This window comes from Pedobacter sp. 01N416, assembly GCF_056399685.1.
On record NZ_JBFTRT010000032.1, the window covers coordinates 1 to 16,533 of the forward strand.

A 16,533-nucleotide genomic window follows, 5' to 3' on the forward strand; every position below is an offset into this window, starting at 1 on the left:
GGGCTTTGCTTACCAATAAAATCAATAGTTCTATTATTGATGGCAACTTCTGTCTTATCTCCCTTTTTTAAATAAACCGGAAACTTTCCCCTGATAAATTCCCCCCAGCCAATTGCATAAAAACCTTCTTTAGCAGGATTGAACATGAAACCAAAAGAGCCATCTTTGGCCAAACTGGTTTTTGTAATTTCTCTGGTCTCCCCATCATTGATTTCGTAAAGGGTAATATCTTTATCGTTAAAACCTTCTGATTTCACTGTCCCCCAGATCTGGGTCATTTGTGCTGAACAGCAAAGGCTCAACATTAAGCCACTTAGGGCAAGCATCAATTTTTTCATAGCTTTATTTAGCTTTTGCCAATTCGGTTTCAAGCAATGCTTTTAGTTTTGGCTCAGAAGGGCGGGGTGAATTAGGATTGATTAATTTTCCTTCCCGATCAATCACGATAAAGCGCGGAATGGTTGTAATCTTATAGAAATCGGTAACTTTATTAACAAAACCGCCTGCATATAACTGCACCCCTGAAAGCTTCATATCGCTAACCATTTTCAGCCATTTTTCTTTGTCTTTCTGCTCATCGGTAGAAATGCTCACAAAAACTACATCTTTACCATGTAGTTCTGCATCCAGTTTCTTTAAGAAAGGAATCTCTGCTTTACAAGGCGCACACCAGGTTGCCCAGATGTCTAACACAACCACTTTGCCTTTAAAATCACTCAATGAAACCATTTTACCGCTCTGATCCTCGAAAGTAAAATCAACGGCTTTACCTCCTGCGGTAGTGATGTACAATTTAGCCCCCAATGCATCAACTCTAGATTTTAGGCTTGGCGACTGAAAATATTGGCCAAAGCTTTTAACCAGACCTTCATACTGCGGGTAGGATTGTATGAAAGGGGTCTGCTTAAACAAGATATATACCCCTTTTTGCCTATCGGTAGTAAAGAATTTTAATCTATTGTCGATATTCGTATTCCTGCCGCCTGCCCAATCAGCATATTCATTTATTAATAGCTCACCAAACAAATACGATAAGACATCGTCATTTTTGAATTTATTTTCCGCTAGGATCGAGTTATAATAAGGTACATAATCTTCTTTCTTTGCTTGAAATCCTGTTTTACGTGGAGTACGGACAAAGTGCATGGCATAATAATCTAAATCGAAATAGGTCACTGCGGTCATCAAGCGGTTAAAAACTTCATTCTTGGTTTTAATCGTCTTTCTAAATTCATCGGCCTGGGCGGCAACTTTGGTTAATTCAGGAAAAAAATCCTGATAGGTACTTAATGGCGGCTCCATAAAATAAACAGATTTTACCTTTAGCTCCTGTGTTAAGGTATTCCATGATGAAAGAATGGTGTTTTCAGGCGTTTGTTTCCCTACAAACATCATTCTTCTTTTATCAATTGCAATCTCAGCCTTATCGCCTTTTTTCACATATATCGGAAAAAGAGACCCTTTTTCCATTTTTGAATAACCTACGGTATAAAAGCCCTCATTGGTGGGCGTAAACAGAAACCCGAATGAACCATCTTCGCCCAGTTGAGTGCCGGCTAATAATTCGGGCTTCCCATCTACAATACTATAAAGATAGATATCCTTTTGGGTGCCATTTTTCATCACGCCACGGATTTCGCTCATCTGCGCAAACGAAACCTTTGCTAAAAGCAGGGCGGCAATTATTAATAATTTTTTCATCAGTTATTTTTGCTTAGTAATTCATTCAGATAAACCTTCAGAACAGGGTTAGATGGGCGTTGACAGCATTTGGCATTTAGCATCCTACCCTCYTTATCAATGATGACAAAACGGGGAATGCCGGTTCTGCCAATTTTATTAAAGAAAGGATTTGCGGCAAGACCACCGTTCATCCATAATTGATTTCCGGTTAAGTTTCTTTTTTTGATAAAATCTTGCCAGTAGGCTTCTTTAATATCTCCATTTAACGAGATGAAGGCAATATCCTTTCCTACCATTTCATGTTCTAATTTTTTAAGAAAGGGCATTTCTGCTACGCAGGGATGGCACCAGGTGCTCCAGATATCGATTAAAATATATTTGCCTTTATAATCAGAGATTTTAGCTACCGAACCATCTGGTTTTTGGAAGGTATAGGCGCTAAAATCGGTCCCAGGTAAGGCGTCATTATAGCGCGTTACGGTTGCAGCTTTGCTGGTAATTGCATTGATTTTTCCAAGATTGGAGGGATCTTTAACCAGCCCCATCGATTCCTTAGCCAAGTCCTTTATTTTAAAAATATCATCTTCTAAAAAGGCATATTCCAACAACTTAACAATATAAGTTTCTTTTAATTTTTGATTACTAATGGTATTTGCAAAATCGGCAATCCAGGTATTTGAATTACGCACCTGTAGTTTGCCTTATTCTTGTAATCATACTTTCGGGTAAGCTCAAAGAGAAACTGGTTTAAGCTGCTTCCTTTTCCAGAGAATACCACATTTTTATCCTTTACCGAAATCAAGATGTCATCTCCAGGTTTCAAGAAGGCATTAAAACCCTGTACAATTGGATCGGTTGTGGTTAAAATACAGAATTCGGGTTTTGTAAGGGTCGTTTCCATGCTGAAACGACCGTTAGTATAATTTGCTCTTCCTTTTTGGATCATGCCAAAATCTTCGATAAAAAGGCTCGCGCCTCCCCTCAGTCCCGACATCTCCCCCTTCACCACTGTTTTTACCCCTTCATCGGCCAAAATGGGCAATGAACTTCCCAGTCCGCAAATTAATGCGGCATATAAAATCAATTTTTTCATCTGCTTTTGCTGTTTATCTTTCTCTGTAATGCAAGCTTTGTACCTTGCCGAAACCGGTAAATGTATAGTTTGGTTCTTTTGTTAACCCGGCGCCACCATTTTGGATAGAAAACTTCTCCAATTTTCCGTTAACACCCTCGGGAAGTGCCGGATCATAGCTACACACCACCAGTTTGTCTGTTTCGGTGATCGGATAATTGGCACCGGTCAAATGATAAATCTGAAATTTCAGAACGCTGATTTTTGCAGCACCATAATCATACACTTCAGTACATAAAGGTGTTGCCGGAGAAGTATCATACAGATACAGTTTTCCGCCAACACTGTAAAAAAGGTAGCCTGTTTGATTGCTGACAGCGAAGTTTTCTGCCTTATCGAAATCTTTGCCTACAATTTCCTGATAGTAAAGTTGCTTGGCGGTATGTGCCTCAAAACGGGCCAGGTAATATTTAGCGGTAAGGGGATCTTTTAATATCACATTTACCTGGTTGTTTTTTGCCAAGGTCATGTATATTAAATCTTTTCCTGTATTGGCATAAGAGAATAAAAGCGGCTGGCTTACACTTCCATTAGGCTCGGGAACGGCCAACAGTTTGGAATCGTTTACACTTAAATGTCTTCTAAACCTTTTATGTTGAACATCATAAAAGTAGTTGTACTGAGAAATCGCTGGTGTTACAAAATTTTCGTTTCCGCCAATAAAAGGGGCTACTTTGTATGGCCCGTCAGTAGCGTCAAAATTAAGTGTTTGACTGTATTTATTAGCTGGTGCCTGAGAAGTATAATAAACATCGCCGGTTGATGAAATCATGTAACAGCCGTTAATGGATGGTCCATTTACACGTTTTATCAAGTCAATACTGAAATTTGATGGCAAAGGCGTCAACACTTCATACTTTACATTATAGTTAGGCTGCCAAGCAAAAGTTTCGGGGTTTACCCGGTCTACGCTCTGATCAGTTCCAAAGTAGATGGCATAAGGCAAATTAATCCCAACGCCAAGGAGCGCCCCACAGTTGTAACTGTAAACGACTTTTGGCTTGCCCTTTAATTCAAGGCCAGTGTTTGCTTTTGTCAATAAATCAGTTACTACGATGAATTCTCCACCTCGCTGTCTGGCAAGCATATCTACCCTTGCCTTACCATTCACATCGGTCATTAACAACCAGCCTTCATTGTATACATTCCTGATTTCTAGCGAAAAACTCTTTCTAAACACCACTCCTGTAACATTATCCGTAATTTTATAATAGGCACTATAAGTACCTGCCTTTTCACTTATAAACACATCCAGGTCTTTTGTTTTGGCCAATGTTTTTACCGTTGCGTCTATTACATATACCCATTCGTATGAATAACGATTTGGATCAGTAACAGCAGCATCCTGGGTAAACTCAATCTTAGGATTAATGGTTAATTGTGTAAGCGTTAGGACCGAAATTTTCCCATCTAATTCTGAGCTAAATTTAACCTCATTAATTTCATGGTAATCATAATTGCCTATATCCTTTTTACAAGAATAGGTCAACAAAGTAAAAGCCGCCAATAAGCAGGCGTATACATATTTTTTCATCAGTATATAATTATTAATTTATTGCTCATTGTTTTCGATGGCATTAATGAGCTCGCAAAAGCTCGGTTTATTTTTAACGGTGATGAAGCTATCATGGGCTTATTATTTGCGTTTTGTAGCGTTTGCCCATGATGGTTTTATCATAACAATCTTCATTTATTAGAAAACAAACAATTAGTTAGAACCTGGCCCCATAGTCATTGGCAGTCCATTTTCATCTAAAACGGTCTGACCTATACTGGCTAACCGGTCTAGTTCACGTTTTACTACTTTGCCATAGGAATTAAGCTCCCCAGTGTTACGGGCAGTCTCCATATAGTCAGCCGGTATGCCTAGAAGATCACTTACGAAAAACATTTTTGTCCGTGTCCATGTGCCAAAGGCATTGGTAAGCCAGTATTTAGGTTGTTTTACCACATCGTCGAATCTAATTTTATATCTGATGGTACTGATTGGCTTCCCCCCAACTAATCTGGTTTTCCAGCTAATGCCAAAGTTCTCCGTCGGCAACAGATCGAGAACAAGAACATAACTCTTGCTTTTCATATCGGGCGTACGGATCAATTTTACCTTGATGGTATCTCTAATGGCGTTCTTTTTGATGACAACCTTTTCAGGTAATGCCTGATAATGGATTCCCGCGATAGCTGTTGACGACTCATTAACGACAACCTTATATTGCCTTTCATGGTCTGCGGCTAGACCTGTAATTGCAACCACCACGTCTTTTACGGTGTCGGGTTTGGTTACATAAGTAAACGATACATAAGAAGAATCGACATTTGGTGCATATGTTCTTCCGGCATCAAAGAAATAAACGTCAACTTTTTCATTATCAAAGTTTATTAGCCCTTTCTCACATGAGACCAATGAAACAGCCATTAGTAATATAGCGATTTTATAAATAAGTTTATTCATGATTTTTTTGATTAACGGTTTGAAATTTCAGTGGTTGGAATTGGCACAACATATTCGGCAGCGGTCATTGAGAAGGGACTATCAGTATCACTTACCTTGTTACCATTAGGAATAGTAGCTACCTTATTCCGCTTATAATAGTAGAATAACTGGCCTTCACCAAAAAACTCCTTTTGATACTCCTTCAATATTTCTGTCGGAGTAGCAGTAACCGGGAAAGCTACGGTATTAATACCTCTATTTGACCGGACTGCGGTTAAATAACTGCTTGCGATAGTCATGTTCGGTTCACATTCTGCTGCGATATAATACATCTCGCTCAATTTTAACAAAGGGATCGTATTTCTAAAGGGTTTGGTTTTGTCTTCCACATCAGCATACTTTAAAAATGTTTTGTATGTTTTACTTGCCGGCGCATCCCAAAACTGGAAAGAGAACCTATAATCGGCGGTAAGTTCTGGACTAAACAGTGCGGTTAAACGTTCGTCTTTTGGTGCCAGAATACTATTATCGGCTAAACCAGCACTAAAAATCTTCAGTTGACCATTCCCCTCCTTATAAAGATCAGGGTTATAGGCCCCAAGAATCATTTCACTAGAAAAAATCTTATCGGGACTACCTTTTTCGTTCAGGATATTAATTTTATCTACCCAAGGAAATTTATTCGAGTTGATAAGCACCAATGCACAGGCCAAAGCCTCAGCCTTATTGCCTCTGTATAGATTTGCCCTTGCCTGTAAAGCCTTTACCGAATAATAGGTAAACTTATACTTTTTGTCTTGATTCATTGTCTTATCGTTGGAGAGCAAACTTTCGGCCTTACTTAAATCAGCCATAATGTGATCCATTATTCTATTGGCTGGAAAGAAAGGAGCTACGGTGATTTCTCCCGATGTAGCGTAGGGGATCATTTGAATAGCAGAACTGGCAGAATCGGCAGAGTTATACATAGGGCCAAATAAACGAAGCATATCAAAATGCAACATCGCCMTTATGGCCAATGCTTCGCCACGATAGGTAGAATCTGTTCTTGCATCTAGTACACCAGGATATTTTGTCAGATTGGCCATGAACCTGTTCACATTAAAAATAGCACTATAGGCATTGGTCCAGATTTCAGCCATTTTAGTGCTTACCGCACCACTAGCATAAGCATATACCGCATACTGGTTATAAATATTAACACCAGTTCCGTTTGCAGGAATCATATTATAACGCTGCGCCAATAGGTCTGGAATGGTTAATGTTAGGTTTTCGCCATATAAGGTATTTCCTCCCAGTTTTACATAAGTACCATTTAAATAGGCCTTTATATTTTTAGCTGAAGTGAAAACCTGTTCTTCAAGAAGTTTGTCTTCAGGCTGTATCTCTAAATATTTCTTACAAGAAGAGATCGCAACTATGGCGCAAATTAAGATGATGATGTTTCTGTAATTTTTTTTCATTATTCCTATAAATTAGAATGAAGCCCTTAAACTAAATGACACGGAACGTGCAAATGGATATTCAATCCCCCGCTCGCGTTTAACTGTTGAGAAGCGGAAAATATCATTTGTATAAGCAGATAAATTTAGGTTTGTCATACCCATATTTTTCATCCATTTGGCATTTAAAAAGCTATAGTTCACATTAATTGATTCAAGTGAAAGTGAGTTTTCTTTCTGAAGAAAGCGGCTTGACATCTCGGTTGACCTTACATTCGGATCGCCCATATAGATGTTCTTGAATTGGGTAATGTCGCCAGGTTTTTTCCACCTATCGTACAAGGCACGCCTATCCTGGTTGTTCACAATATCATTGAAATCGATATTTTCAACTTTTTCAAGCAGTGCTGAATTGAAAACATTGGCACCTAATTTATAACGCATTGTTAGCTGCACGGATAGATTTTTATAGGTAAAATTGTTTGAGATAACACCTTCTAATATTGGTCTGGAACTGCCCACTTTAGTATTAAGCCCAAGTGTATAATCTGTCGTACTCCCTCCATCAGCTGTTAAATACATTTCACGGCCAGTAGCGGGGTCAATACCTAAAGAGATAACGGTAAATAAATCATTAGGGCTGGCTCCATCCTGGAAACGGGTTAAAGTTTTATCGCTTACTACCCTTTTTAGCTCCCCAGGCGCCGCTGGTGCCGCCTCCGCTATCATTTTGTCATTCATTTTCTTTAATGCATCGCCAAAACCAACATATACACTATTGGTTCTTGCTCCTGTTACACCAACCCGCCAAATAATACGGCCTGCACGATTATTGATCACCGCATAATTCAACCTAAATTCAGTTCCCAAGGTCTTTAATTTACCTACATTCATCGAATAACTGGCAACACCTGAAGATGTAGGATAATCTACAGGAACAATCATATTGTTTGTAACCTTAGAATAAGAAGTTAAAGAACCTGTAAGACGATCCTCAAAGAAACCAAAATCGATACCGCTACTTATTTGGGTAGTTTTTGATGGCAATAGATCTGGATTACCCAATGTAAGCATACTGATACCCAATCCAGCTTGGTTATAGGCCCTTAAATACTGATAAATTGTATTATTAGGCGCGGCTCCCATGGTCTGGTTTCCGGTTACACCTATATTGCTGTAAAGCTTTAAACGGCTCACTACATCTAGTTTTTTCAAGAAAGTTTCGCGATGCGCATTCCAGCCAATACCAGCAGACCAATAAGGACTCCAAGGATCATTTTTACCAAAAGAGGATGAACCATCTAAACGATACGAAGCGTCGAATAGATAACGTGAGGCATAAGAATAGTTAACAGATCCGGTTGCGTTTACACTTCGGAAAGCAGAACTGGATGCACTTGGCATTCCATTGAGTTCATACCCATAGGCAAATCTTAAAACAGGATCTGTTTGTGTAGGGAATCCCTGAGCAACAAAATTTTCGAAACTGGAATAGTTATGGCTAAACTGCCCTCTTAAATTGGCTGTAACTGAATGTTTACCTCCAAATACATTACCGTAGGTTAATAAGGCGTTTGTACTATAGCTAAAGTTATTAGATTTGCTATTGGAATATTTACCACGCAGAACAGGTGCTAACGCCGCATAATCTGTATGATCGGGTGAGGTAAATATATCAAGTTCGGAAACACCTTTCGATATGGAGAAACCTCCGTTCAACCTAAATTTCGGAAGGATATCATATTGTACTGATAAATTGTTTGTTAAATTCATTCCCGTTCCTTCGTTTTTAAAAGGCAATGAAGCGTTGTAAAGTGGATTTGGAACCGTTATCGCTTTAGTGGTAAAAACTGTTGAAAAAGTTGTTGCGTTATCTAAACTGGGATTAGTGGTATTTTTCTCATAATAAGGGTTCGCATTTACAAAATTAGAAAAGTTACCATAAGGAGATTCTGTACTATTATTTCCGTTTATAGAGAATGAGTTGTTAATGTTGACCTTCGATTTTCGATAGTTCAAATTGATGTTACTTCCCCATGTATTACGGGTAGAACCTTTCATTACCCCAGGATTAATTTTATAATTGAAACTCACCCCGTAGCGGAAAGCCTCATCGCCACCACTTGCATTAATGGAATGGTTTTGGCTTACAATATTACGGAGCGGCTCAGATAACCAATAGGTGTCTACACCCCTTGCGATAGCAGCTTTGTGCACATTGTATACCGAATCTAAGGTAAGCTGTTGTTTAACATCATCAATATTATATCTTCCAGAAAGTTTTTCAAATTCCAATTTCTCTGCAGCATTCATCATATTATAAACGGTGAGATCAGGTCCTTCAACCCTTAAATCACTGTTATATGAAAAGCGCAATTTACCCGGTACCGGTTTAATGGTTTCTATTACGATTACACCATTAGCTGCTTTTGACCCATACAAAGCTGTGGAAGCCGCATCCTTAAGAATAATTACGGAGGCCACGCGGTTCATGTCCAAATCGATAATCGTACTCAAAGTGGTTTCAAAACCATCTAGAATAAAGAGTGGCTGGTTTGGATCGGTACCAAATTGATCTTTTAACGAAAGCTCAGAAACGGTGGTTTTACCCCGAAGTTCAAGTGTAGGCAGCACATTGGGGTTAGAACCTTTTAATTCATTATCAAGTACAATAAAAGAGGGGTCTAAAGCCTTCAAACTCGCAATGATATTATTGTTTCCGATTGCCTTTAGCTCCGCACCGGTAAAGGTAGCAGTTGCACCCGTAAAACTTTCTTTGTTCCTGTTTATACCAGTACCTGTAACCACTACCTGGTCTAGCCTTTCAACAGATGATTTAAGTTGTACATTTAAAATATTCTTATCTGGAACCCGTAATGTTTTTGATTCTAAGCCGATAAAAGAAAAAATAAGTTCGTCTGCATTATCGTTGATCGAAATCGCATATTTCCCATCCTTATCTGTCCTTACAATTAAACCTGTCTTCTTGCTCCTGATGGTAACACCAGGTAAAGGACCACCGTTCTCGTCGGTTACAGTACCTGTAATTACACGCAGCAGATTTGCAAAGCCATAGTTTTGTGCCGGTTTAGCTTTTACTATAATGGTTTTATTCTCAATTTCATATAAAAGTGGCTGGTTCTCGAAAGCTTTATTCAATGCTTCAATTAATGGAACATTCGTCAGGTTTAAGTTTACCGGCGCTACATTTTCCAGCATGCGGTCGCTATAAATAAAATCATAACCGGTTTGCTTACGGATTTCTTTAAATATGGCCACCAATTTGACATTCTTCTCCTTCAGGGTAACGTTCTGGGCATAAGTGCCTGCGCTTACCTGCAAAAATGTAGCTGTTAATAACACAATGATTAGTTTCATTACGAGCAAAATTTGGGCAATACGAGCTGGTGGCCTGTATAGCCTTTTAAAGTAAAAATTCATACATTTGAATGAGTTTAATACGAGTATGCCGATTGTCTAGTTAGGAATTGGGCATGCTCAGGGTTTCATTAATAATTGTTTTGCAATTCCCGATTTATTCGGGTCTGATGAATAGCATTAAACCATAGCCAAGAGTGGTTGCACACTCTTGGCTTATTTTTTAAGCTATGCTTTTGTAAAAGTTAAGGAAAAGCTTTCATTACGGTTGGTTTGGTTAGTAAATTAATCGGTTAGTTTGGTTTGTTGATATTTTTATTATTGGTTATTCTTTACTTTGATTTTTGATCCGCTGATTTCGAATTCGATTTCCCCGGTTGATTCTAAATTTTTAAGGATTTCTTTGATATTTTTCGACCTTGACATCTGACCGCTAAAGGTCAATCCAGCATTTACATCTTTTTCATAAACTACGTCTACATTATACCATCGGCCTACCCTGTTCATGATCTGCTTTAAACTCTCCTGCTGAAATATAAAATCCCCGTTTTTCCAATCCATCACTGCCTCTACGTCTTTCTCTACCACATTTATTCCTTTCTCAGTTAATATGGCCTGCTCTCCCGGTTTAATCTTAACTTCAGCCTTTACTCCATTTTTAGCATAATCAGAGGTTACGATTACGCTTCCCTCTAGTAAGGTTGTTTTAATCGCACCCTCATCTTCATAGCTATTAATATTAAAATGTGTACCCAGCACTTTTACTTCCTGTCCTTCATTGATAACCTTAAATGGATGTATTTTATCTTTGGTTACTTCAAAATAGGCCTCTCCTTTTAGTTCAACTTTACGATCTTCCATAGAGGCAAATGACAATGGGAATTTTAATGAGGAAGCTGCATTAAGCCAAACTTTGGTACCATCAGGCAGGATAATCTGGTATTGCCCACCCCTTGGGGTCTCCACTAAATTATAGGAGACTAACTTGGCTGTTTTTTCTACATCATTCAATACCTTATACAACAATTGGCCATCAGCCGATTTTGTAATCTGAATTCCAGCCTGTTTCAACAAAGCACCATTCCCTACCTCATTTAAATTAACTTTTTTTCCATCGGCCAAAGTCAGGATTGCATTATTTTTGCCAGGTAGAATAACAGCCTGCTGATGCTGATCTTCCATTTTTGTTTTAATCGCGAAAAAATAAACGCTGAAGCCAGCAACAATTAAAAGAACGGCGGCAGATAAATATTTCCATAATGGAAACACGCGGATATTTTTTTGTTGATCATCAACCTTATTGATGAGTGACTGGTATATTTCGTTTTGAACAGCTACTTTCTCACCCATAAGATTAGCATCCCATGTTGTATGTCTTTGAAGAAGTAAGTCATAAACTTCATCAAAAGCTTTTATTTCCTCTTCACTGGCAGTTCCCTCCTGGCATTTCCTTGCCAATTCTTTAAATTCACTATCAGTTATTATGTTTTTCATATAGGTATGTCTAAATGAAAAGCCCTAACCCCTAAAAGAATTTAAAAAAAAATTAAAATGAAGGGCTTAAGCGGTTTTAAACGGGGATGAAGCTGGAATATAGGATGCTCCTTTATGTAGATATTTTGCTTATACGCCTTTGACGTGGCCTGTATTTTAGGTTTCGCGTTTTAAAAAGTATGGTGGAACGAAAACATCACCAACAGAAAAAGTACTTCTCCCATCACTGCCCGTAAATGTTTTAATGCGATCGACATCTGGGCTTCGACAGTTTTTACGCTGATGCCCATTCTCTCGGCAATTTCTTTATTACTCAAAAATTCCTTTCTACTGAACAGAAAAACCTCCTGACAGCGCTTTGGGAGTGAAGCAATCCCTTTTTCGAGCAATTTTTCGACATCTTGTTTATTCAGGTTATCTTTCTGTAAGGCAAAGCCAGCCAATTTTTCCAATTCGCCATCTTCGATAAATACCTTCCGGTTATTTGCCGACTTTATATAAGTGAGTACTTTATAGCGGACAGCGGTAAACAGGTAAGATTTTAGTGAATCAATTTTCACTTCATCTCTTCTGATCCATAATTGCAATAGAACATCTTGCACAATATCCTTACACGGTTCGGGATCTTTTAATACACTAAATGCTGCAAGGTATAGTTGTTCCCAATAGTTGTTATATATCAGTTGAAGGCCTCTTCTATCATCTGTCTTTAATAAAGAAATTAACTCTTCATCTGCTAATATTACTTGGGTAAACATTTTCTCTTTTGCATAAGGATTATATAAATTTATAAAAAAAACCGACACCATACAATAAATTGAAAAACCGATAGCCTTATTCAATTACCCAAAAATCTTTCTTTAAGACTTTATTCTCAGACGAATTTTCGACCAAAGACTACATTTTATCTTCTCCCGGTATTAATGTTACCCTTTCAAAACGGCGCAAAACAGATCCGTAAGTGCTAAGGCTACTCAACAGGTCTTTTAGGTAAAGCTGTATCACCTCATCTCTTTTACTTTTCCTGCATTTTTTAGGCTTACCGAAACCCTCATTTATCACCATTTTGTATTTTGCCATATCGGTGCTTAATCCGTTAAATTCAAAAAAGATATAACTCAGTTATCTCATCGAATTAGCTAGGGTTTTAATGCTCTAAAAATAATGGTCTCTCCTCCCTTTGCCTTTAAATCAAATGAGAGAACAGTTGACGAATCTACCTTCATTTTCCTGATCTGGATTTTTGTGGCTGTTTGGAGTGAAGCATCATCAGTATAAATAGTAGCCTCGTACTTTGTCTTTTTTTCTAAAAAATTAAGCGGTAAAGTGAAGTTCCTCGATTTGTCGGTCATTGTACCCAGATACCAATCGTTTCCATTTTTTCTGGCCATAGTACCATATTCTCCTATCTTCCCATCTAGTACCCTGGTATCATCCCATATGGTTGGCAAAGCATCATAAAAACTAAGATCAGGTATTTCATCTATTACAGAAGCTGCTGATCCTGCCCCTCCTTTAGCTCTCGGCGAATCGGCAGGACGGTCGTACCAATAAACGAATTGCCATGGGCTATATAAACAGATTGCTTTGGCCATTTGCGATGCATGTGAGCCCATTTGATCTACCCTTGGTGCGAAATAACAATTTGTAGCATCAGCAGCGCCAGCCAGCATCCTAGTAAACATGGTGCTTAATGCCTGTTTGCTGTCAGGGCTTTCTTCATCGCCACGCACGCCCTCCTGGGTCATTAAATTAGGATAGGTTCTTGAATATCCAGTTGGGCGATAATCATCATGGATATCCAGCATCAGTTTATGATCTCCTGCTTTTCTTATGGCCTGGTGCAACCAGGTAATATTCTGCTGCGAATTTACATTCACAAAGCCATATTTCAATCCTGCCACCCCCCACGATTTATATAATGGAAGGATAGTATCGATCTGTTTTGTTAATGCCCTTTGATTCACATAGAGGATCACACCAACGCCTTTACTTTTTCCATAAGCAATGATTTCCTGAAGATCCAATGGGCCTGGAGACCTTGAGGCATCTACGTTTACGGCTAGTGCACTGGCTGCATTATCATACTCATGGCCATACCAGCCTGCATCGAATTCTATGTACTGGAGATGATGTTTGGCAGCAAAATCAATAGAAGCCTTACCACCAACCGTTGTTAAAGTTACCTCGCGGATTACCTTTCCAGGTTTTATCCAAGATACATCTTTCAATGGCGTGGGTTTATTCAAGTTTAATATGAAATAGTTATTCTCCAATAGCTCCCCGGCTGATTCTGCGATCATCACGTAGCGCCACGGCGTTGAAAAACTACTGTTAAAAACCGATTTTCCTCTCAGCGCAGCCGTTATCAATAAGCTGTCTTTTGGGGACCGGTCAAATTTCATCTGAGCAAAATTGGTTAAGGCAGCTTCGCCAAGCGCCACCAAGCAGTTTGGATTAACTTCGATTACATAAGGCCGCTCAGAACCATTCGGTGTTTTACTCACAGTCCCTTTAATATAACTTGCCTGCGATTCCCTTGCAATCCAGGACGGATGGTCCTGAGTAAACCGGAAACCTGTAAGCTCACGGCTAATGGTTACTTGCTTCTTCGTATCTATATTATATTGAAAGGCTACACCTTCATTGTATACTCGAAAATCCATCGAAAAAGAACGAAAGGGCTTTGTGTTCTCTTTAAACTGGACGGTTATTCCTCTGTAGTGGTCAGCATATATATTCTTCTCTCCATAAACTGGTTTCCAGGTACCTTTTACCAATTTTTGTCTAACCGAAACAATTTCCARACCACCTGACAAAGGATCTCCTCCTTCAAATTCAAGCCCAAGAGGTGATGCAGCGATTACAACATTCCCCTTAAACATAACCGTATAATTTAACGCAGATTTATTCTGCATTTCTGTACTGAGGGTTAGGACTATTTTATTGTCGGGACTCGACATCTTAACTTCTTTTGCCTGTACAAACTGGCTAAGGGCTATAAAAAAAAGTATTACAAGAAACTTATTCATTGTTTATTTTGTCAGTGCTATAGTATAAATATTTGATCTGTATTCGCGGACCAACAGCGAAATTGAAGCCTCAATGTCTCATGCTTGCTTATTCAAACAGCGGAATTTTCTGATTGATTGGGATGATCTTCATTACAATAATGATATTTGGTCGGCTCAATGATAACAAATCTGCAGATAATTTTGATAAAAATGCGATAAATAAAAATCAACCGATACCCTTAAACTTGGTTGGGGCTTTCTTAAATACCCTTGAATTAATAATGTATCATGTTACTGAAATTTGATTTTCTCCGTTTCATTCTATAAATTGAGGCGGAATCTTATCCAAGCTCCATTAACCGTTATGAAAAGATATCTTTTTATTGTCCTTTTAGCAATCTCTTTTTCTGTACAGGCACAGTCTAATACCGCCAATTACAAATACATCATTGTGCCCGAGAAATTTAGTTTTCTCAAACAGATTAATCAATATGGTTTAAATACACTAACAAAAGCTTTTTTTGAGGAGAAAGGTTTTACTGTGTATTTTGATAATTCGGAAATACCAGAAGAAATTGCAACAGATAGATGCAAGGCCCTGGTGGTAGAAGTGCAGGAAAACAATAGTATGTTCGTTACCAATCTTACTCTTTTACTTAAAGATTGTAAGGGTGCTATAGTGATAAAAAGCAAGGCAGGTAAAAGCAGAGAGAAAGAATATGAAACTTCTTACAATATGGCATTGAAAGATGCATTTACATCCTTTAACGATTTTAAGTATGTAGCAGGCAGCCCAACAGCGGTTACCAGTCCAACACCTGCCCCTGCAAATGTGGCGCCTAAAACAGCATCTGCGCCAGTTAGTCAGCCGATTGCCGTTAAAACAGAGCAACAAGAGGGGCTATTGTATGCGCAGCCTATAAGCAATGGTTACCAACTGATAGATGCAAGCCCTAAAATTGTAATGACCTTACTCAAAACCTCTGTAGAGGACTGTTACATTTCCAGCAGTGGAACCGGGAATGGCATAGTTTTAAAAAAGAATGGAACCTGGTTCTTCGAGTACTACAAAAACAATGTTCTTGTTTCTGAAAAACTATCGATTAAATTTTAGCCATTATAGTGAAACCCAACGGGCAGATGCTTCACATTCTGCCCATTTAAACCCAAGTTCTGAGCTTGGCATTATTGATTTAGCACATCTTTCTGGATTATTGAGGTAGGTCAATTTTTTTCAGGCAGGTATTAACTCCGCCAGTCTATCTGTTTAGCGTATTACAGGCTCGTAGCTGGTTAACCAGCGCTAATTTTTCTTTTATTTTTCAACCTTACGGTCATTCTCATGGCCTCAATTTACTGGAACTTACCGCAAAAGATTTAACAGGCGTTTAAAGCAAATGTTCAGCTATTGTTAATTCTAAGCCAACAAGATTAAGATCGTGCATAGAATTAAGCGATAGGTATGGAAGTATTCGTAAAAATGAACTCTTTTTCGCCCGATTTTTAAACCCGTTCGTCGAGAATTAAGCTGTGTTGGTATAATTGAGGGTTTTCTACTGCAACGTTTTGGCCATCGTGGTGTCTTATCTACAAAACAATCACAAAATATTAATTAAAAATATAAATAACGGCATTATGAAAACCTCAATCAAAACCCTAACAAAATCAGTATTAGCAGCTATCGTTTTAACTTCTGCTATTTTCTCAACAAGTGTAATGGCAGGCGAGAAACAGCCAATCAAAATATCGGCACCTAAAAACATCAGCCAGGTTATTGTAAGTGGCAATGTAGAAATTACGTTGATACAAGGAGAAAAAGAAAGTGTGAGCTACAATGATGATAACACTGGTAAAGTAAAAGTGATCCAAGACGGATATGCACTAAAAATCAGTTCAGTAGATAGAAATACGGCTAAGATTACAGTTTATGTAAAAAATATTTCCAGAGTACAGGCT

At 38.5% G+C, this 16,533-nt stretch carries 14 protein-coding genes; 2 read left to right on the forward strand and 12 right to left on the reverse strand.

Annotated features, from left to right (window positions below; genetic code table 11):
• The 12 genes from AC1DND_RS03195 to AC1DND_RS03250 all read right to left on the reverse strand — a co-directional run.
• Positions 1-338: hypothetical protein (locus AC1DND_RS03195; RefSeq protein WP_477579054.1), on the reverse strand; the 338-nt coding region annotated here is incomplete at its 3' end.
• Positions 339-342: 4 nt separating this feature from the next.
• The gene (locus AC1DND_RS03200) at positions 343-1,701 is read right to left on the reverse strand and encodes a TlpA family protein disulfide reductase (RefSeq protein WP_477579055.1); all 1,359 of its coding nucleotides are present in this window, start codon (positions 1,699-1,701) and stop codon (positions 343-345) included.
• Positions 1,701-2,372, reverse strand: a complete 672-nt coding sequence (locus AC1DND_RS03205) for a TlpA family protein disulfide reductase (protein ID WP_477579057.1) — start codon at positions 2,370-2,372, stop codon at positions 1,701-1,703. The genes AC1DND_RS03200 and AC1DND_RS03205 overlap by 1 nt, the downstream gene beginning before the upstream one ends.
• The gene (locus AC1DND_RS03210; protein ID WP_477579059.1) at positions 2,312-2,776 is read right to left on the reverse strand and encodes a hypothetical protein; all 465 of its coding nucleotides are present in this window, start codon (positions 2,774-2,776) and stop codon (positions 2,312-2,314) included. The genes AC1DND_RS03205 and AC1DND_RS03210 overlap by 61 nt, the downstream gene beginning before the upstream one ends.
• A gap of 13 nt (positions 2,777-2,789) precedes the next feature.
• Positions 2,790-4,349 carry a PKD-like family lipoprotein gene (locus AC1DND_RS03215; RefSeq protein WP_477579061.1) on the reverse strand — a complete coding sequence of 520 codons (1,560 nt, stop codon included), beginning with the start codon at positions 4,347-4,349 and terminating at the stop codon, positions 2,790-2,792.
• A 174-nt stretch (positions 4,350-4,523) separates the two neighbouring features.
• Positions 4,524-5,267, reverse strand: coding sequence for a DUF4843 domain-containing protein (locus AC1DND_RS03220; RefSeq protein WP_477579063.1), 744 nt, complete (start codon positions 5,265-5,267; stop codon positions 4,524-4,526).
• A gap of 11 nt (positions 5,268-5,278) precedes the next feature.
• Positions 5,279-6,712, reverse strand: coding sequence for a RagB/SusD family nutrient uptake outer membrane protein (locus AC1DND_RS03225; RefSeq protein ID WP_477579065.1), 1,434 nt, complete (start codon positions 6,710-6,712; stop codon positions 5,279-5,281).
• 12 nt (positions 6,713-6,724) lie between these two features.
• Entirely contained in the window at positions 6,725-10,069 is a 3,345-nt protein-coding gene (locus AC1DND_RS03230; protein ID WP_477579067.1) for a SusC/RagA family TonB-linked outer membrane protein, read from the reverse strand.
• A 318-nt stretch (positions 10,070-10,387) separates the two neighbouring features.
• Positions 10,388-11,563, reverse strand: coding sequence for a FecR family protein (locus AC1DND_RS03235; RefSeq protein WP_477579069.1), 1,176 nt, complete (start codon positions 11,561-11,563; stop codon positions 10,388-10,390).
• A gap of 170 nt (positions 11,564-11,733) precedes the next feature.
• Entirely contained in the window at positions 11,734-12,321 is a 588-nt protein-coding gene (locus AC1DND_RS03240) for an RNA polymerase sigma-70 factor (protein ID WP_477579071.1), read from the reverse strand.
• 139 nt (positions 12,322-12,460) lie between these two features.
• Positions 12,461-12,643: a fibronectin type III-like domain-contianing protein gene (locus tag AC1DND_RS03245; protein WP_477579073.1), complete on the reverse strand. Its 183-nt coding sequence runs from the start codon at positions 12,641-12,643 to the stop codon at positions 12,461-12,463.
• Positions 12,644-12,702: 59 nt separating this feature from the next.
• Positions 12,703-14,595, reverse strand: coding sequence for a glycoside hydrolase family 97 protein (locus tag AC1DND_RS03250; RefSeq protein ID WP_477579075.1), 1,893 nt, complete (start codon positions 14,593-14,595; stop codon positions 12,703-12,705).
• Between the two features lie 346 nt (positions 14,596-14,941).
• On the opposite strand from AC1DND_RS03250, the gene AC1DND_RS03255 reads away from it, so the two are divergent.
• Together AC1DND_RS03255 and AC1DND_RS03260 are read left to right on the forward strand one after the other, a co-directional pair.
• The gene (locus AC1DND_RS03255; protein ID WP_477579076.1) at positions 14,942-15,691 is read left to right on the forward strand and encodes a hypothetical protein; all 750 of its coding nucleotides are present in this window, start codon (positions 14,942-14,944) and stop codon (positions 15,689-15,691) included.
• 521 nt (positions 15,692-16,212) lie between these two features.
• Positions 16,213-16,533: hypothetical protein (locus AC1DND_RS03260; protein ID WP_477579078.1), on the forward strand; the 321-nt coding region annotated here is incomplete at its 3' end.